Below are 16,871 nucleotides of genomic sequence, written 5' to 3' on the forward strand. Positions count from 1 at the left end.
CGCTCAGCGGACCGCGTCCTCCTTGATCAGGTCGGCGCACTTCTCGCCGATCATCATCGTGGTGATGCACGGGTTGACGCTGACCAGTTCCGGCATCACCGAGCCGTCGGCGACCCGCAGACCCTGCACGCCCTTGACCCGCAGGCGGGCGTCCAGTGGGGCCAGCGGATCGTCGTCGGCGCCCATCTTCACCGTGCAGGACGGGTGGTAGACGGTGTTGTGGGTGGTGCGGATGTAGTCCAGGAGTTCGTCGTCGGTGGTGACGTCGGGGCCGGGGGCGAGTTCGGCGCCGGCCCAGGCGGCGAGGGCCGGTCGGGCGGCGATCTCCCGGGCGAGGCGGAGGCCGCGGGTCATCACCCGGACGTCGTGGTCGTGGGTGAAGTAGCGGGGGTCCACCTTCGGCTTGTCGCGGAAGTCGCGGGTGCGCAGCCGGACCGTGCCGCGGGAGCGGGCCCGGGTGACGTTCGGGGTGAGGCAGAAGGCGTTCTCGGACGTCGGGTAGCCGTGCCGGGCGGTGTTCATGTCGAACGGCACCTGGCCGTAGTGGAACATCAAGTCCGGTCGGTCCAGGCCCGGTTCGGTGTCGTAGAACACGCCGATCTCCCACCACTGGCTGGAGGTGGTGACCATCGGCCGCTCGGCCTGCCACATGATCACGCCCTCGGGGTGGTCCTGGAGGTTCTCGCCGACGCCCGGCGAGTGGACCACGACCTCGATGCCGGTCGCGCGCAGGTGCTCGGCGGGCCCGATGCCGGAGAGCATCAGCAGTTTGGGGGTGTCGATCGAGCCGCAGGAGACGATCACCTCGCGGCGGGCGGTCACCGTGCGGGTGTGGATCAGGTCGGGGTCGAGGTAGGCGGCGCCGGTGCAGCGGCGGGCGGCGTCGATCAGCAGGTGCCGGGCGCGGACCCCGGTGCGGACCTCCAGGTTGGGGCGCTTGCCGAGGATCGGGTGGAGGTAGGCGACGGAGGAGGACTGGCGGGTGTTGTTCTCGTCGGAGTTGATCTGGAACCAGTTGGCGCCGCGCAGCACGGTAGTGCCGGTGTTGAACGGGGTGGTGGGGATGCCCCGTTCGGCGCAGGCGGCCAGCAGGGCGGTGCCGCAGGGGTCCTCGCCCTTGAGGGTGCGCAGGGTGACCGGGCCGGACCGGCCGTGGTGAGCACCGGGCGCGTCGTTGCTCTCCAGGCGCCGGTAGAGCGGGAAGCAGTCGTCCGCGGACCAGCCGGTACAGCCGTTCTCCGCCCAGGAGTCGAGGTCTTCGGCGGGGGCCCAGAAGGCGATGCAGGAGTTGTGCGAGGAGCAGCCGCCGAGCACCTTGGCGCGGGCGTGCCGCATCATGCTGTTGCCGTTCTCCTGGGGTTCGACGGGGTAGTCCCAGTCGTAACCGGATTCCAGCAGGCCCATCCAGCGGTCCAGCCGCAGGACGTTGTCGTCGCCGACGTCACAGGGGCCGGCCTCCAGTACGCAGACGGTCACGGACGGGTCCTCGCTGAGCCGGGCGGCCACGACGTTCCCCGCGGTGCCGCCGCCGACGATCACGTAATCGAACTCGTCGCCGGACGCTTCGTCGAACTCTTCGTGGGACATGGGGAGGTGTCCTCCTTACGGACGTACGGATCCGGGGCGGGCGGATCCGAGCGCGGGCGGATCAGTCGTGTGCCGGGACGGTGACCGGGGTGTCGCTGCCGGGCGGAGTGGCCGGCCGGGCCGCGTGGTCGGCGAGGACACCGGTGCGGTGGCGCTGGACGCACCAGTAGTAGGCGAAGCCGCCGACCGCGACGAGGCCGACGAAGAGCACCGCGCCCCAGCGCAGGTACCAGTGGTGCGGCGGGGCGGCGTTGTAGACGGCGTCGCGCGGCCAGGCCAGGTTGACGATCATGGCGGCGCCCCAGAGCACGGCGACGACGTTGACCGGCAGTCCCCAGCGGCCCAGGCTGAACCGGCCGCCGCCGGCCGGCCGCCACCGGCCACGCACCCTGGCGACCAGCATCGGCGCGGTGACCAGCAGGTACGCCGCGTAGATCATGATGATGCCGATGCTGGTGACGACCGAGAAGATCTGCGGCTGGCGGATGTTGAGGATCAGGACGGCCAGCGAGAGCACCCCGATGATCACCGCGGGCAGGACCGGGGTGCGGAAGCGCGGACTGACCCGGGCGAGTCGGGCGGCGAAGGGGAGGTTGGTGTCGCGGGCCATCGCGAAGGTGAGCCGGATGGCGGCGGTGTGCACGGCCAGCGCGCAGACCGTGACCGCGATCAGGACGCACCAGAGCATCGCCTTGCCGCCGGTGTCGCCGAGCACGTCCAGGACCACGTACTGGAGCCCGTCGGTGGTCAGTCCCTTGCCGTTCAGGCTGCTGACGCTCATCAGCCCGAGCAGCAGGATCAGTCCGCCGAGCACGAACGAGGCGATCAGGGCGCGGAGGATGGCGCGCGGCGCGTTGCGCGAGGGGTCCAGGGATTCCTCGCCGAGCGAGGCCGCGGTGTCGAAGCCGTACATCACGTAGGCGGAGGCGAGCGAGGCGGTGAGGAAGGCGCCGAAGTAGCCGAGGTGCTGGCCGGCTCCGGTGTGGTGGGTCTGGAGGAGCACGTCCGGGCCGCGCACGATGTGCACCGCGAACAGCACGATGAGGACGACGGTGGCGATCAGCTCGATGAAGACCCCGGCGGTGTTGATCCGGGCCATCAGCTTCACGCCGAAGGCGTTGACCAGGGTGGTGAAGAGGATCAGCACGGCGGCCAGCAGCACCGCGTTGGTCGCGGTGTCGTAGGTGCCGGTGCCGTCGCCGACGAACTGGAAGGCGGCCGATATCTGAGGGAGCGTCAGTTGGTAGGCGAGGGCCACCGCGGCCAGCGAGACGATGGAGGCGACCAGCATCATCCAGCCGGCCAGCCAGCCGATGTGCGGATTGCCCAGCTTCTTCGCCCAGTTGTAGACCGAGCCGGCGACCGGGTGGCGGGCGGCCAGTTCGGCGAAGGAGAGGGCGACCATCAGCTGGCCGACGAAGACCATTGGCCAGGACCACCAGTAGGCCGGGCCGCCGTGGCCGTAGCCGAAGTAGAAGAGTTGGAAGGTGCCGGTGAGGATGGAGATGTAGCTGATGCCGGCGGCGAAGGTGTGGAAATTGCCGAGGGAGCGCTGGAGTTCGGGGCGATAGCCGAATTCGGCCAGGCCGGTGTCGTCCTCCGATGGGGTGTCGTCGGGTGCGGTCAAGGGCCGTCCTCCTCAGTCGAACCAATGGAGCGCCGTGGGCGCGGTGTTGCGCCAGACGTGCTTGATCTCGCGGTACTCCGCGAGCCCGCCGGGGCCCAGTTCCCGCCCCGTGCCCGATTGCTTGTAGCCGCCCCACTCCGCCTGCGGGAGGTAGGGGTGGAAGTCGTTGATCCAGACGGTACCCAGGCGGAGCCGCGCGGCAACCCGGGCGGCCCGTGCCTGGTCGGTGGTCCACACCGCGCCGGCCAGGCCGTAGACGGTGTCGTTGGCCAGCCGTACCGCCTCGTCCTCGGTGCGGAAGCGCTCGACGGTGAGGACCGGACCGAAGGACTCCGCACGGACGACGGACATCGCGCCGTGGCACTCGTCCAGGACGGTCGGCAGGTAGTAGAAGCCGTCGGCGAGCCGGGGGTCGTCGGGGCGTTGCCCGCCGCAGCGGAGGACGGCGCCCTCGGCGAGTCCGGCGGCGACGTACGCCTCGACCTTGGCGCGGTGCGCGGCCGAGATCAGCGGGCCGGTGCGGGCCTGCTCATCGAAGGGGCCGCCGAGCCGGATGCCGCGGGCGCGGCGCACCACCTCGGCCACGAACCGGTCGTGCAGCCCGTCCTGGACCAACAGGCGGGCGCCGGCCGAGCAGACCTGGCCGGAGTGCAGGAAGACGGCGGTCAGCGCGTGGTCGACGGCGGTGTCGAAGTCGGCGTCGGCGAAGACGATGTTGGGGTTCTTGCCGCCGAGTTCGAGGGCGACGCGTTTGACGGTGCCGGCCGCCGCGGCCATGATCCGGCGGCCGGTGTGCAGCCCTCCGGTGAACGAGACCAGGTCGACGTCCGGGTGGTCGGCGAGCGGGGCGCCGGCTTCCGGGCCGGCGCCCAGCACCAGGTTGGCCACGCCGTCCGGCAGCCCGGCCTCCTGGAGCAGCCGCATCAGGCCGAGCGACGTGTGCGGGGTGAGTTCGCTGGGTTTGAGGACGAAGGTGTTGCCGGCGGCGAGGGCCGGGGCGACCTTCCAGGCGGTCTGCAGGAGCGGGTAGTTCCAGGGGGTGATCAGGGCGCAGACGCCGATCGGCTCGTGCACGATCCGGCTGTCGATCGCCGGATCGCCGGCGTCCACCACCCGGCCGTCGTCGGTGCCCGCCAGCCGCCCGAAGTAGCGGAAGCAGGCGGCCACGTCGTCGATGTCCGTCGCGCTCTCCACCAGTCGTTTGCCGGTGTCGAGGGATTCCGCGCGGGCCAGCGCCGCCCGGTCCCGGTCGAGGAGGGCGGCGACCCGGAGCAGCAGGTCGCCGCGCCGGGCACCGGAGGTGTGCGGCCAGGGGCCCTCGTCGAAGGCGCGGCGGGCCGCGGCGACGGCCTCCACGGTGTCCTCGCCGTCGCCCTCGTCGACGACGGCGACCAGGCTGCCGTCGGCGGGGCAGCGGATCTCCCGGGTGCGTTCGTGCCGTGCGGACCGCCAGTGCCCGCCGATGAACAGGTCAGCCACGCCCGCCCGCCAACTGCCCGGTGACCCACGCGTGGAACGCACCGATGTGGTGCTCGCTGGGCACCAGCACCCCGCCGTCGCGGTAGGCGCGGGAGTCCATGGCCGGCTGGGTGCGCTCGCAGGCGTCGAAGTCCTGGGTGTTGACGCGGTGGAAGAGTTCGACGGACTTGGCGGTGTCGGCGCCGGAGTCGACGACCTCGGGCAGGTACAGCCAGTCGCACTCGACCAGGGTGCGGTCGGCGGCGAGCGGGAACATCCGGTGCAGGATGACGTGGTCGGGGACGAGGTTGATGAAGACCTGCGGGCGGACGGTCACCGCGTAGTACCGCCGGTCCTGACTGTCGTCGATGCCGGGCAGCCGGTCGAAGCCGGCGCTGCCGTCCACGGTGAAGCCACGGGCCTCCTCGGCGAACTCCGCGCCGTGCCCCACGTAGTACTGCGCGGCGAAGCCGTCCGCGAACTCCGGGAGGACGTCGGTGAGTTCGGGGTGGATGGTGGCGCAGTGGTAGCACTCCATGAAGTTCTCGACGATCAGCTTCCAGTTGGCCCGCACGTCGTAGCTGATGCGGCGGCCCAGGGCCAGGGTCTCGGTGCGGTAGCGGTCGATGGCCGCGGTGTCGCCCAGCCGCTCGACGGCCGCGCCGATCACGGTGTCCTCGAAGGACGGCGGGTCGGCGGCCAGGCAGACCCAGGCGTAGCCGAGCCACTCCCGCAGCGGGACGGTGACCAGACCACGTTCGGTCCGGTCGATGTCCGGCATCTTCTGGAGGTTGGGGGCGGCGATCAGGCGGCCGTCGAGGTCGTAGGTCCAGGCGTGGTAGGGGCACTGGAGGTTGCGGTGGAGCTCGCCGGACTCCTCGGTGCACAGTTGCGCGCCGCGGTGCCGGCAGATGTTGAGGAAGGCGCGGAGTTCGCCGGCGCGGTTGCGGGTGATCAGGACGCTCTCCCGGCCGACCCGGACGGTGCGGAAGGCGCCGGGCCGGGCGAGGTCGGCGCTGCGGACGGCGCAGAACCACAGCCGTTCGAAGATCGCCTCCTGTTCCTGCCGGAAGACGTCCGGGTCGGTGTAGGCGCGGCCGGGGAGGGTGGGGATCAGGCTGGGTGCGGCGGGGGCGGGGGCCGTCGGTTGCGTCTCGGCGGATGTGGTCGTCATAGCTGCTCTCCTCAGGCGACCGGGGCGGCGGGCCGGCCAGGGGGCTCCCCGGCGAAGCGGCGGAAAGGGGCGAACAGGTCGATGGGGTGCGCGGTGGTGCCGGTAAGCGCGAGGTCGGCGACGATCTCGCCGACGACGGGGACGAACTTGAAGCCGTGGCCGGAGAAGCCGCAGGCGACCGTGACGGTGTCCGGGTGCGCCGGATGCCGGGTGATCACGAAGTGTTCGTCGGGGGTGTTGGAGTACATGCAGGTGGCGGCCTTCAGGAAGCGGCCGGGGAGGGTGGGGATCCGGGGGCCGAGCTGGTCGGCCATGGCGCGCACCTCGTGGTCGTACACGGTGCGGTCGATGGTCTCGGGGGTGCAGGTGGTGCCCTTGCGGAAGAAGGCGACCTTGGCGCCGCCGTCGGGGCCGTCGATGGCGGGGAAGCCGTAGATCTGGACGCCCTGGGCGTCCTCCCAGATGTAGATGGGGTGACGGGCGGGGACGAAGGGTGCGGTGCCACCGTCGGGGGCGAACCAGTACATGATCTGTCGCTCGATGGTGACCGGCACGCCGAGGTCGGCGAGCAGTTGGGGCGCCCAGGCACCGGGGCAGATCACCAACTGGCCGGCGGTGTAGGTGTTCTCGTGGGTGTGTACGCGGACCCCGGCGCCGCCGGGCAGTTCCTCCCAGCGGGTCACCGGCTCCTCGAAGTGCAGGTCGGCGCCGCCCTGGGTGGCCAGTTGGACATGGGCGGCGACGGTGTTCTCCGGGCGGACGAATCCGGCGCGCGCCTCGTAGAGGGCCACCTCGTCGGGGGCGGGGGTGAGGGTGGGGAAGCGGCGGCGGACCTCCTGGGCGTCGAGCATCTCGTGCGGGAGGTCCCACTGCCTGGCGGAGGCCAGGCTGCCGTGCACGGTGCGGCTGTCGGGGCGGCCGACCATCACGCCGCCGCAGAGGGTGGCGATCTGCCGGCCGGTGTCGCGCTCCAACTTGTCGTAGAGCTCGTAGGAGCGCATCAGCAGCGGGACGTAGGCGGGGTCCTCGAAGTAGGACTGGCGGGTGATCCGGGAACCGCCGTGGCTGGAGCCCCGGTTGTGGACCGGGCCGAACTTCTCCAGGCCCAGGACCCGGGCGCCGCGGGCGGCGAGGTGGTGGGCGGCGGCGCTGCCCATCCCGCCGAGGCCGAGGACGATGACGTCGTAGGTGGGAGCCATGCGGTCGCTCCTTCGTCAGACGGGCGGTCGGTGACGGGTGGGCGCCGGCCTACCGGCGGAGGCGCGCCATCTCCGGGTCGAAGAGCGGTTCCTGGGCGACGGTCGCGGCGACCTTCTCCCCGAAGTACTCGATGTGGACGGCGGTGCCGGGGACCGCCGCGGCGGCCGGCAGCCAGGCGTAGGCGATGCCCCGGCCCAGGGTGTAGCCGTAGGCGGCGGAGGTGACGTAGCCGGCCGGGGCGCCGTCGACGTAGACCGGCTCCTTGCCGAGGACGTTGGCGGCGGGGTCGTCGAGGGTGAGGCAGGTGAGCTTGCGGGTGGCGGTCTCCTCGCTAAGGCCCGTCAGCGTGGCCCGGCCGAGGAAGTCGCCCTTGGCGGGGCGGACGGCGAAGGCGAGTCCGGCCTCGTAGGGGTGGTGTTCGGTGGTCATGTCGTGGCCCCAGGAACGGTAGCCCTTCTCCAGGCGGAGGCTGTTGAAGGCGCTGCGGCCGGCGGCGATCACGCCGTGTTCCCGGCCGGCTTCCCAGAGCGTGTCCCAGAGCCGGAGCCCCAGGTCGGCGGTGGTGTAGAGCTCCCAGCCGAGTTCCCCGACGTAGCTCAGGCGCAGTGCGGTGACCGGGACGTGGCCCAGGTAGGTCTGCTTGGCCTTGAAGTAGCCGAACGCGCCGTGTGAGAAGTCGTCGCGGGTCAACGGCTGGACGAGGTCCCGGGCGAGCGGGCCCCAGACGCCGATGCAGCAGGTCCCGGAGGTGATGTCCCGGACACCGACGTCCTCCGGCGCGTGCCGCAGCAGCCAGTCGAGGTCGGCTCCGCTGTTGGCGCCGACCTGGAAGCGGTCGGGGGCGAGCCGGGCCACGGTGAGGTCGGAGCGGATGCCGCCGGCCTCGTCGAGGAGGAGGGTGTAGGTCACCGCGCCGGGCTTCTTGGCCAGCTGATTGGTCGTCATGCGCTGGAGGAAGTCCAGCGCGCCGGGCCCGGTGACCTCCAGGCGGCGCAGCGGGGTCATGTCGTAGAGGGCGACCCGCTCGCGGGTGGCGGCGGCCTCGGCGGCAGCGATCGGCGACCAGTGGCGGGCGGACCAGGAGTCCCGTTCGGGGAGCCGGAGCCCTTCGGCGAGCGGGGCGTTGGCCTCGTACCAGTGGGGACGTTCCCAGCCGCCGGCCTCCAGGAAGTACGCGCCGAGTTCCTGCTGGCGCGGGTAGAAGGGGCTGGTGCGCAGCGGGCGGGGTTGCGCCATGGGCTGGAGGGGGTGGATGACGTCGTAGACCTCGATGAAGTTCTGGGCGCCGCGCTCCTCTGTATAGGCGGGTGAGCGCTGGGCGTCCTCGAAGCGGGTGAGGTCGCATTCGTGGATGTCGGTGGCGGGCCGGCCGTCGGTCATCCATTCGGCGACGGCCTTGGCGACACCGGCGGAGTGGGTGACCCAGACCGCCTCGGCGAGCCAGAAGCCGCGCAGGGCGCGGGTTTCGCCGAGGACCGGCATCCCGTCGGGGGTGAAGGAGAAGACCCCGTTGAAGCCCTCGGCGACCCGGGACGCGCCCAGTGCCGGCAGCAGGCCGATGCTGTCCTGCCAGCTGGGAGCGAAGTCCTCCTCGGTGAAGGGGAGTGCGGACGGCATGACGGGGGCGTCGTCGAAGGCCGGCAGGGTGTAGGGGTCGACGGGCATCGGCCGGTGGGCGTAGGAGCCGATCCCGAGGCGGTCCGTGTGCTCGCGGAAGTAGAGGTCGCGGTCCTGGAAGCGGAGGATCGGCCTACTGGCTTCGGTGCGTGGGTCGTTGACGCCGTCGAGTTCGGGGAGCGGCGCGGTGGTCGCGTACTGGTGGGCTAACGGGAGCAGCGGGACGTCCACTCCGGCGAGGGCGCCGATCACCGGTCCCCAGAAGCCGGCGGCGGAGACGACGTGGTCCGCGGGGAAGGCGCCGCGGTCGGTGACGACGCCGGTGACCCGGCCGGCTGCGCGCTCGATGCCGGTGACGGTGTGCCGGCCCAGGAAGCGGGCGCCGCGGCTCTCGGCGCGGGCCTGCTGCGCGCGGCAGGCGAGCAGCGCGCGGGCCAGGCCGTCGTCGGGGGTGTGGAAGCCGCCGTGGAGCAGGCGCTCGTCGAGCATCGGCCAGAGCTTCTTGCACTGCCGGGGGTCGATGAGTTCGCCGCGGACGCCCCAGGAGGCGGCGAGGCCGGCCTTGCGGTGGAGGTCGGCCCAGCGGGCCTCGGTGGTGGCGACCTCCAGGCCGCCGACGGGGTTGAAGCAGGGCAGGCCGTCCACGTCGAGGGAGCCGAACTTGCGGACGGTGTAGGCGGCGAACTCGGTCATGGTCTTGGACGGTCCGGTCTGGAAGACCAGGCCGGGGGCGTGCGAGGTGGAGCCGCCGGGGGCGGGCAGCGGGCCCTGGTCGAGGACGGTGACCCGGCGCCAGCCGCGGGCAGTGAGCTCGTCGGCGAGCGAACAGCCGACGATGCCGGCTCCGATGATGACGACGCGAGCGTCGGCGGGGTTGCGCAGCGGACCGGTCACAGGACCACCACCGAGCGCAGCACCTGGCCGTCCCGCATCTTGTCGAAGGCGGCCTCCACGTCGTCCAGGGCGATGGTCTCGGTGACGAAGCCGCCGAGGTCGAGCCGGCCGCTGAGGTAGTGGTCGATGAGGACGGGGAAGTCGCGGCTGGGGAGGCAGTCGCCGTACCAGGAGGACTTCAGTGCGCCGCCGCGGGAGAAGAGGTCGATGAGCGGTAGCTCGATCTTCATGTCGGGGTCGGGCACCCCGACCTGGACCAGGGTGCCGGCGAGGTCCCGCATGGAGAAGCCCTGGCGGTAGGTCTCGGGGCGGCCGACCGCGTCGATGACCACGTCGGCGCCGTGCCCGCCGGTCAGTTCCCGGACCGCCTCGACCGGGTCGGTGCGGCGGGAGTTGACGGTGTGGGTGGCGCCGAAGCGGGTGGCGCCGTCCAGTTTGCGTTCGTCGATGTCGACGGCGATGACGCGGCGGGCCCCGGCGATCGAGGCGCCGGCGATGGCGGCGTTGCCGACGCCGCCGCAGCCGATGACGGCGACCGTGTCGCCGCTGCCGACCGCTCCGGTGTGGACGGCGGCACCGTAGCCGGCCATCACCCCGCAGCCGATCAGTCCGGCCGCCTCGGGACGGGCCGAGGGGTCGACCTTGACGGCCTGTCCGGCGGCGACCAGGGTCTTCTCGGCGAACGCGCCGATGCCGAGGGCGGGGCTGAGCGGGGTGCCGTCCAGCAGGGTCATCGGCTGGGTGGCGTTGCGGGAGTCGAAGCAGTACCAGGGGCGGCCCCGCCGGCAGGACCGGCACTGTCCGCACGGTGCCCGCCAGGCGAGCACCACGTAGTCACCGGGCGCGAGGTCGGTGACGCCGTCGCCCACGGCTTCGACGATGCCGGCCGCTTCGTGGCCCAGCAGGAAGGGGAACGCGTCGTTGATGGCACCTTCGCGGTAGTGCAGATCGGTGTGGCAGACGCCGCAGGCTTGGACGTCGACGAGCACTTCTCCCGGACCGGGATCCGGGACCAGAATCATCTGCGGACCGACGGGTGCGCCCTTCTTCGCCGCGACGACGGCATGGACTTCGTGTGGCATGCCCTACCCCTCAGTGTTGCGCCCTGCACGACTAGTTGCGCGATGGGAGACATACTGGGAACGGCGTATCGGCAGCGTCAAGAGGTGCGCGCTGGCGGTTTGTAAAGGGCTGGTTACGCATGCGGACGCACCACGCGCCGCCCGCGCACGCCCCGCGCACACGGAAGCGGGGCCGGGTGCCACCACCCGACCCCGCCACCGGACGACCGTCACCCGGCGGTCAGCGGACCCTGCGCCCGCTCCGCCCGGATCCCGTCAACAGGCGTACCCCATCCGCCGGGAGAGCTCCTCACCAGCGGCAACGGTGCGTTTGACCACCTCCGGCAGCCGCTCCTCGTCCAGCCGGTACGCGGGCACCGACACGCTGATCGCGCCGATCACCGAGCCGTCGTGCGCCCGGACCGGTGCCGCGACCGCGCGCAGCCCGAGCTCCAGCTCCTCGACCGCGACCGCGAAGCCCCGCTCGACCACCTCGGCCAACTGGCCGCGCAGCGCGACCGCGGAGGTCACCGTCCGCTCGGTCAGCCGGGGCAACTTCCGCGCCAGTACGGCCTCCTGGACCGGCGGCGGCTGGTACGCGAGCAGCGCCTTGCCGCTGGACGTGGCGTGCAGCGGGGTCCGTCGGCCGAGCCAGTTCTGGGCGGTCACCGAGGCCGGTCCACGGGCCTGCATGATGTTGACCGCGGCATCGCTCTCCAGGACCGCGATGTTGACCGTTTCACCCAGTTCGTCGGCGAGCGTCCGGCAGACCGCCGCGCCCTCCTGGGAGATGTCCAGCCGCACGGCCGCGGCCCCGGCCAGCCGCAACACCCCCGCGCCGAGGTAGTACTTGCCGCGCTCCTGCTCCTGGGCGACCAGACCGCGGTTCTCCAGCACGCCCAGCAGCCGGAACGCGGTCGACTTGTGCACGCCCAGCTCGTCGGCGATCTCGGTCACCCCGGCCTCGCCGAGTCTGGCCAGGATCTCCAGCACGGTCACCGCCCGATCCACCGACTGCACCGCGCTCACCGCACCTCTGGGCGGCTTTCCCGCCACGGTGTCGTGCGGCTTCGGGTCCGGCCTGCCCGCCGGCTGCTTCTCCGCCCGCGCCTCCGCCTTGGCCGTTTTCGTCATAGGTCCGTGTCACCACCCAGCTCGCTGCCACCATCCAGCGGCCCGATCGGGCCGACTTTTCCGGGGACCGCTTGACGCGCCGAGCCCCCGTCTGGATTCTGTTGCGCATAACGCTCTGTCGTGCGGATTGCGAAACTCGATAGTACCGAACAGTAACAGGGGGGCCCAGTGATACCCGTCTGCCACCTCGCTGATCTGCCCGCCGGCGAGTCCGTTCGCCTCGACATCACGCCTCCGATCGCCGTTTTCCACGCCGACGGAGAGCTGTACGCCATCGACGACACCTGCACCCACCAAGACGCCTCACTCGCGGACGGCTGGCTGGAGGGGTGTCTGGTCGAATGCCCGCTGCACGCCGCTTCATTCGATCTCCGCACCGGAGCTCCGACCTGCCTGCCCGCCCGTCGCCCCGTCCGCACCCACCCCGTGACGGTCGAGGACGGCATGGTCTACGTCCACCTCACCGCCGAGGAAGGCACCGCCGCATGAAGTCGGTCACCGTCATCGGAGCCTCACTGGCCGGGCTGTACGCCGCACGGGCGCTGCGCGCCCAGGGTTACGACGGCCGCCTCACGATCGTCGGGGCGGAACCGCACCGCCCCTACGACCGCCCGCCGCTCTCCAAGGAATTCCTCACCGCACCGGCCACCACCGCCGAGGACCCGTCCACGGAGGACCCGTCCACCGAAGACCTGTCCACCGAGGGTCAACTCGCCCTCACCGACGCCGAAGAGGTCGCCGGACTCGACGCGGAATGGCTCCTGGGCACCCGCGCCACCAGACTCGACCCCCGCCAGCGCACCATCCGCCTCGACACCGGCCGCACCCTCACCACCGACGGTGTCGTGCTGGCCACCGGCGCCGCCCCGCGCCGCCTCCCCGGCCCCGCCCCGGCCGGCTCACACACCCTGCGGACCCTCGACGACGCCCGGGCCCTGCGCGCCGACCTGACCTGCGGCGGCCCGGCCCGGGTCGTGGTCATCGGCGGCGGCTTCATCGGCGCCGAGGTCGCCGCGTCGTGCGCCGCCCTCGGCCATCAAGTCACCGTCGTCGAGGCCGCACCACTCCCCCTCGTTCCCCAACTCGGGTACGCCATGGCCGAGTTGTGTTCCCGACTGCACGGCGATCACGGTGTCGCCCTGCGCACCGGCACCGGCGTCCGGGGACTGCACAGTGCGGGCCGCGACGACCGGGTCACCGGCGTGGAACTCTCCGACGGCCGCCTGCTCCCCGCCGACGTCGTCGTCACCGGCATCGGCGTCCGCCCCGCGACCGACTGGCTCGAAGGCTCCGGCCTGCCGCTCGGCGACGGCGTTCGCTGCGACGCCGGCTGCGTCACCCCGATCCCCACCATCGTGGCCGCCGGCGACGTCGCCCACGTGGCCGGCGCCCGCGCCGAACACTGGACCAACGCCACCGAACAGGCCGCCACCGCCGTACACAACCTCCTCGCCGGCCGCACCGCCCGCACCCACCGCGCACTCCCCTACTTCTGGTCCGACCAGTACGGCGTCCGCCTCCAGTTCGCCGGCCACCACCGGCCCGGCGACGTACCGCGCATCGTCGAAGGCTCCCCGGACGACCGCAGCTTCCTCGCCCGCTACGAACGCGACGGCCGCACCACCGCCGTCCTCGCCCTCAACCGCCCGCGCCCCTTCATGCGCCTCCGCCGCGAACTCGCCCGCGCCACCCAACCCGCCCCCACCGCCTGACCGACCCGCGGCACCGCCGCCCCCGGCCTCTCCATCACGCCCCCCAGACGACTCGCCCGCCACCCGCGGCAGCCGCTACGGCCGGCGGGTGCCCTCCGCCGGCGAGCCCGGCGGCATCCGTTCGCGGAGCACCGCCTCCACCGCGTCCGGATCGTCGAGGGTGAGGAACGGCCGGACTTGACTTCCGCTCCCCTCCCTAAAGGGAGGAGATTCCTACCACGGTCTTCTGACCGTCTCGGTGGGTTCCTGGTTCATCGCGCTGTGCCGGGACGAGTCCCGGTCTTACCCGCGCTCCGCAGGCTGACACGGCCAGTCCGGCCGCCTTGGCGACGTTGACCGCCGCGTTGATGTCCCGGTCCAGGACGGCCCCGCACGCCCCGCACTCCCACACGCGGATGTGGAGGGGTTTAGGGCCGTCCTTGACGCCGCACTGTGAGCAGACCTGAGAGGTCGGCTCGAACCGGCTGATCTTGGCGAGGGTGCGCCCGTACCGGGCGGCCTTGTACTCCAGCATCGCGACGAACGTGGACCATCCGGCGTCGTGGACGGACTTGGCCAGGCGCGTGCGGGCGAGTCCCTTGACCGCCAGGTCTTCAACGGCAACCGCTTGGTTTTCGCGGATGATCTTCGTTGAGAGCTGGTGGTGGAACTCGCGGCGTGCGTCGGCCACCTTCGCGTGTGCGCGGGCGGCCTTGAGCCGGGCCTTCGTCCTGTTCCTGCTTCCCTTAGCCTTCCGGCTCAGGTCCCGCTGTGCCTTCTTCAGCTTCTTCTCGGCCCGGCGCAGGAAGCGGGGGCTGTCGATCTTCGTGCCGTCGGAGAGGATCGCGAAGTGTGACAGGCCCAGGTCGATACCGACCTGCCCCTCTGCCTCGGGTAGGGCCTCGCCGGGCCCGGTCTCGATGACGAACGAGCAGAAGTACCGCCCGGCCGCGTCCTTGACCACGGTCACCGTGGACGGGGCGGAAGGAAGGGGTCGGGACCACTTGACCCGCACATCCCCGACCTTCGGGAGCGACAGGTCACCACCCATCGTGATCTTCCAGCGGGCGTTCGCTGTGAACCGTACGGCCTGCCGGTTGTCCTTGCGGGACGTGAACCGGGGCGCGCCCATGCGCGGGCGCTTGCCCTTCAGCCCGTCGAAGAAGTTCCGGTATGCGGTGTCCAGATCCCGAAGGGACTGCTGGAGCACGACGGCAGACACTTCGCCGAGCCAGGCCCGTTCCCCGGTCTTCTTCGCCTCGGTGATCAACAGCTTCGACAGGTCCCCGGCCTTCGGGAACGCCTTCCCGTCGGCGCGGGCGGTCTCGCGAGCCCGAAGCGCATCGTTGTAGACCACCCGTGCGCATCCGAACGCCCTGGCAAGGCTTGAGCACTGAGGGCCGTTCGGATACATCCGGAAGGAGTACCGAAGCTGCATGTCGATCAGCGTACTACAGTTGGTTTATGGCTGAGTACGACAACATCCGCACTGGCAGGCACTGCGCGTTCGTCATGCACGCACACTTGGTTTTCGTGACGAAGTACCGGCATAAGGCCTTCAACGACCGGCACCTGACGCGCATGGAAGAGATCATGCGGGCGGTCTGCAAGGACTTCGAATGTGAGCTGGTCGAGTTCAACGGCGAGACCAACCACGTTCACCTGCTGGTGAACTTCCCGCCGAAGGTCGCCCTATCGAAGCTGGTCAACTCCCTCAAGGGCGTCTCCTCCCGCAGGCTCCGCCAGGAGTACCCCGAGCTGGTCCGGCACTACTGGCGGGCACAACGGCTGTGGTCCGGCTCCTACTTCGCCGGATCGGTCGGCGGCGCTCCACTGTCGACCGTACGTCAGTACATCGAGCAGCAAAACCGCCCGCTCTAGCCTGCGAGTCAGACCAGCGCTCAGAATCGCTTCCCCCCCCCCGCAAACGGGGGAGCACTGCGATTAGTCCCAGTAGCGGCCGACGTCGAGGACGAGCGCGGTGCTCTTCGTCATCCGCCGCGGGTCCAGGCCCGCCCAGTACCGGGGGTGCCCACTTCCCCAGATGCGGCCCTGCCCCGTCAGGACGCCCATCTCCACCCGCCGCACCGAGCGGATCGCGGTGTACGGGATGGTCTTGGTGCCCCACGGGAAGTAGTAGCCGCGGATCCGCAGCGCGTCCGGGGTGCAGGTGATCCAGCGATCCCGGTAGTAGGTGGTCGTCATATCCGCCTTCCTCCCTCCGGAAGTGGTCAACTTCCGGCTCCGGTAGGGCGAGCATACGGAGACCGACCGTGGCGGGGCGGACCGGGTGCCGGAGCGTCGGAGCGCGTCCCCGACGGCCACCGCAACAGGAGGAAAATCGAAGGACCGGCGGGGCCGCGGCGGACATAATCGACGCCATGACTGTGAACGTTCCCGACACCGCCCCCGGGCGGGTCACCCCGCAAGGTCCCTGGCTGGCGCCCGGAGTCGTGGTGATCACCGGTATCCAGGCCGCCGGCAAGTCCACCGTGGCGCAGGCCCTCGCCGAGCGCCTGCCCCGGTCGGTGCACCTGCGCGGTGACGGCTTCCGCCGCAACATCATCCGGGGCCAGGTCGGCATGACCCCGGACGCGGGAGAGGACGCCCTCGCCCAACTGCGGCTGCGGCACCGGCTGACGGCCACCTGCGCGGACGAGTACGCCCGGGCCGGCTTCACCGTCGTCGTGCAGGACATCCTCCTCGGCGAGCACCTCGCCCAACTGGCCGGCGACATCGCGACCCGCCCGCTCGCCGTCGTCGCCCTGCTGCCCGATCCGGAGACGGTCGCCGGGCGCGAGGCGGCCCGGCCCAAGACCGCGTACGGACCGGACTGGAGCGTGGAGGACCTGGACGTGCTGCTGCGGGCGGAGACGCCCCGGGACCTCGGGCTGTGGCTGGACACCTCGCGGCAGACCGTCGACGAGACGGTGGACACGATCCTCGACCGGGCGTGGACCGAAGGATCGGTGGCCTGACGGCCGGGGCGGGGCTTCCGCTCCCGCCGACTGTGCGTCAGCAACGCCACCGGCTCGGCCCACGCCGCGGCGCCGCGCGGGGCCGGCCCGATCACCACGGAGCGGGCCGGCCGGTGCTCCACCGTCGGTCCCCGCTCGGATCCCCGCTCGTCCAGCGGGGCCGGGCGGACCGGCCGCCGTCGTCGTGGTGGTGGCCGTGGACGGCCCGGGGGCGACGCCGTCCACGGCCACCGAACCGTCAGCGCACCGCCATCACATTGGTGGCCTTCGCACCGTGCACATCGAAGATGACCTGCTGACCGACGTCGGTGGTCTGCGTCTCCATCCCCGAGAACGGGAGCCGTTCTCCGCGCTCGTCGGCGATGATGCCCACACAGTCACTCTTGTTGAACAGCACGATGGTTCCCTGCGGCATCGCTTCCTCCGTGGACGGACAGATCTCGGCGGCGG

Annotated in this window: 15 protein-coding genes; 4 read left to right on the forward strand and 11 right to left on the reverse strand. The window is 71.5% G+C overall.

Features of this window, described 5'->3' with window-relative positions; translation table 11 throughout:
• Positions 1–3 precede the first annotated feature (3 nt).
• The 8 genes from ACO0M4_RS33380 to ACO0M4_RS33415 form a co-directional block, all read right to left on the reverse strand.
• Positions 4–1,587 carry a GMC family oxidoreductase gene (locus tag ACO0M4_RS33380; RefSeq protein ID WP_430374819.1) on the reverse strand — a complete coding sequence of 528 codons (1,584 nt, stop codon included), beginning with the start codon at positions 1,585–1,587 and terminating at the stop codon, positions 4–6.
• Positions 1,588–1,648: 61 nt separating this feature from the next.
• Complete coding sequence (locus ACO0M4_RS33385; RefSeq protein ID WP_430374820.1) at positions 1,649–3,214, reverse strand: APC family permease; 1,566 nt, start codon at positions 3,212–3,214, stop codon at positions 1,649–1,651.
• Positions 3,215–3,226: 12 nt separating this feature from the next.
• Positions 3,227–4,693, reverse strand: a complete 1,467-nt coding sequence (locus ACO0M4_RS33390) for an aldehyde dehydrogenase family protein (RefSeq protein WP_430374821.1) — start codon at positions 4,691–4,693, stop codon at positions 3,227–3,229.
• The gene (locus ACO0M4_RS33395) at positions 4,686–5,846 is read right to left on the reverse strand and encodes an aromatic ring-hydroxylating oxygenase subunit alpha (RefSeq protein ID WP_430374822.1); all 1,161 of its coding nucleotides are present in this window, start codon (positions 5,844–5,846) and stop codon (positions 4,686–4,688) included. The genes ACO0M4_RS33390 and ACO0M4_RS33395 overlap by 8 nt, the downstream gene beginning before the upstream one ends.
• 11 nt (positions 5,847–5,857) lie before the next feature.
• A complete protein-coding gene (solA, locus tag ACO0M4_RS33400; RefSeq protein ID WP_430374823.1) occupies positions 5,858–7,045 on the reverse strand; it encodes an N-methyl-L-tryptophan oxidase in 1,188 nt (395 codons plus the stop codon).
• 49 nt (positions 7,046–7,094) lie between these two features.
• Positions 7,095–9,557 (reverse strand): GcvT family protein, encoded by a 2,463-nt coding sequence (locus tag ACO0M4_RS33405; protein WP_430374824.1) that lies wholly within the window; start codon positions 9,555–9,557, stop codon positions 7,095–7,097.
• Entirely contained in the window at positions 9,554–10,639 is a 1,086-nt protein-coding gene (locus ACO0M4_RS33410; protein ID WP_430374825.1) for an S-(hydroxymethyl)mycothiol dehydrogenase, read from the reverse strand. Before ACO0M4_RS33410 ends, ACO0M4_RS33405 begins: the two co-directional genes overlap by 4 nt.
• 255 nt (positions 10,640–10,894) lie before the next feature.
• On the reverse strand, positions 10,895–11,638 hold the full coding sequence (locus ACO0M4_RS33415) for an IclR family transcriptional regulator (RefSeq protein ID WP_430375347.1): 744 nt from the start codon (positions 11,636–11,638) through the stop codon (positions 10,895–10,897).
• A 282-nt stretch (positions 11,639–11,920) separates the two neighbouring features.
• On the opposite strand from ACO0M4_RS33415, the gene ACO0M4_RS33420 reads away from it, so the two are divergent.
• Together ACO0M4_RS33420 and ACO0M4_RS33425 are read left to right on the forward strand one after the other, a co-directional pair.
• Positions 11,921–12,241 carry a bifunctional 3-phenylpropionate/cinnamic acid dioxygenase ferredoxin subunit gene (locus tag ACO0M4_RS33420; RefSeq protein WP_430374826.1) on the forward strand — a complete coding sequence of 107 codons (321 nt, stop codon included), beginning with the start codon at positions 11,921–11,923 and terminating at the stop codon, positions 12,239–12,241.
• Positions 12,238–13,464, forward strand: a complete 1,227-nt coding sequence (locus ACO0M4_RS33425; protein WP_430374827.1) for an NAD(P)/FAD-dependent oxidoreductase — start codon at positions 12,238–12,240, stop codon at positions 13,462–13,464. The genes ACO0M4_RS33420 and ACO0M4_RS33425 overlap by 4 nt, the downstream gene beginning before the upstream one ends.
• 196 nt (positions 13,465–13,660) lie before the next feature.
• Here ACO0M4_RS33425 and ACO0M4_RS33430 read toward each other — a convergent pair whose 3' ends face one another.
• Positions 13,661–14,881: an RNA-guided endonuclease InsQ/TnpB family protein gene (locus tag ACO0M4_RS33430; protein WP_430374828.1), complete on the reverse strand. Its 1,221-nt coding sequence runs from the start codon at positions 14,879–14,881 to the stop codon at positions 13,661–13,663.
• 26 nt (positions 14,882–14,907) lie between these two features.
• On the opposite strand from ACO0M4_RS33430, the gene tnpA reads away from it, so the two are divergent.
• Positions 14,908–15,324, forward strand: coding sequence for an IS200/IS605 family transposase (tnpA, locus tag ACO0M4_RS33435; RefSeq protein ID WP_430374829.1), 417 nt, complete (start codon positions 14,908–14,910; stop codon positions 15,322–15,324).
• A gap of 63 nt (positions 15,325–15,387) precedes the next feature.
• On the opposite strand, the gene ACO0M4_RS33440 is transcribed toward tnpA, so the two are convergent.
• Positions 15,388–15,648, reverse strand: a complete 261-nt coding sequence (locus tag ACO0M4_RS33440) for a PH domain-containing protein (protein ID WP_430374830.1) — start codon at positions 15,646–15,648, stop codon at positions 15,388–15,390.
• 176 nt (positions 15,649–15,824) lie between these two features.
• On the opposite strand from ACO0M4_RS33440, the gene ACO0M4_RS33445 reads away from it, so the two are divergent.
• Positions 15,825–16,421 (forward strand): AAA family ATPase, encoded by a 597-nt coding sequence (locus tag ACO0M4_RS33445; RefSeq protein ID WP_430374831.1) that lies wholly within the window; start codon positions 15,825–15,827, stop codon positions 16,419–16,421.
• Between the two features lie 238 nt (positions 16,422–16,659).
• Here the strand turns inward: ACO0M4_RS33445 and ACO0M4_RS33450 are convergent, their stop codons facing one another.
• Positions 16,660–16,836, reverse strand: coding sequence for a hypothetical protein (locus ACO0M4_RS33450; RefSeq protein ID WP_390014051.1), 177 nt, complete (start codon positions 16,834–16,836; stop codon positions 16,660–16,662).
• Between the last annotated feature and the right edge of the window lie 35 nt (positions 16,837–16,871).

The organism is Streptomyces sp. RGM 3693 (assembly GCF_050471125.1).
In the GTDB taxonomy this organism is placed as follows: Bacteria; Actinomycetota; Actinomycetes; order Streptomycetales; family Streptomycetaceae; genus Streptomyces.

Bases quoted from the DNA above. Each gene is read 5' to 3' on its own strand.
- ACO0M4_RS33380 (WP_430374819.1), bottom strand. From the start codon at position 1,587: ATGTCCCACGAAGAGTTCGACGAAGCGTCCGGCGACGAGTTCGATTAC.
- ACO0M4_RS33395 (WP_430374822.1), bottom strand. From the start codon at position 5,846: ATGACGACCACATCCGCCGAGACGCAACCGACGGCCCCCGCCCCCGCC.
- solA (WP_430374823.1), bottom strand. From the start codon at position 7,045: ATGGCTCCCACCTACGACGTCATCGTCCTCGGCCTCGGCGGGATGGGC.
- ACO0M4_RS33410 (WP_430374825.1), bottom strand. From the start codon at position 10,639: ATGCCACACGAAGTCCATGCCGTCGTCGCGGCGAAGAAGGGCGCACCC.
- ACO0M4_RS33425 (WP_430374827.1), top strand. From the start codon at position 12,238: ATGAAGTCGGTCACCGTCATCGGAGCCTCACTGGCCGGGCTGTACGCC.
- ACO0M4_RS33430 (WP_430374828.1), bottom strand. From the start codon at position 14,881: ATGCAGCTTCGGTACTCCTTCCGGATGTATCCGAACGGCCCTCAGTGC.
- tnpA (WP_430374829.1), top strand. From the start codon at position 14,908: ATGGCTGAGTACGACAACATCCGCACTGGCAGGCACTGCGCGTTCGTC.
- ACO0M4_RS33440 (WP_430374830.1), bottom strand. From the start codon at position 15,648: ATGACGACCACCTACTACCGGGATCGCTGGATCACCTGCACCCCGGAC.
- ACO0M4_RS33445 (WP_430374831.1), top strand. From the start codon at position 15,825: ATGACTGTGAACGTTCCCGACACCGCCCCCGGGCGGGTCACCCCGCAA.
- ACO0M4_RS33450 (WP_390014051.1), bottom strand. From the start codon at position 16,836: ATGCCGCAGGGAACCATCGTGCTGTTCAACAAGAGTGACTGTGTGGGC.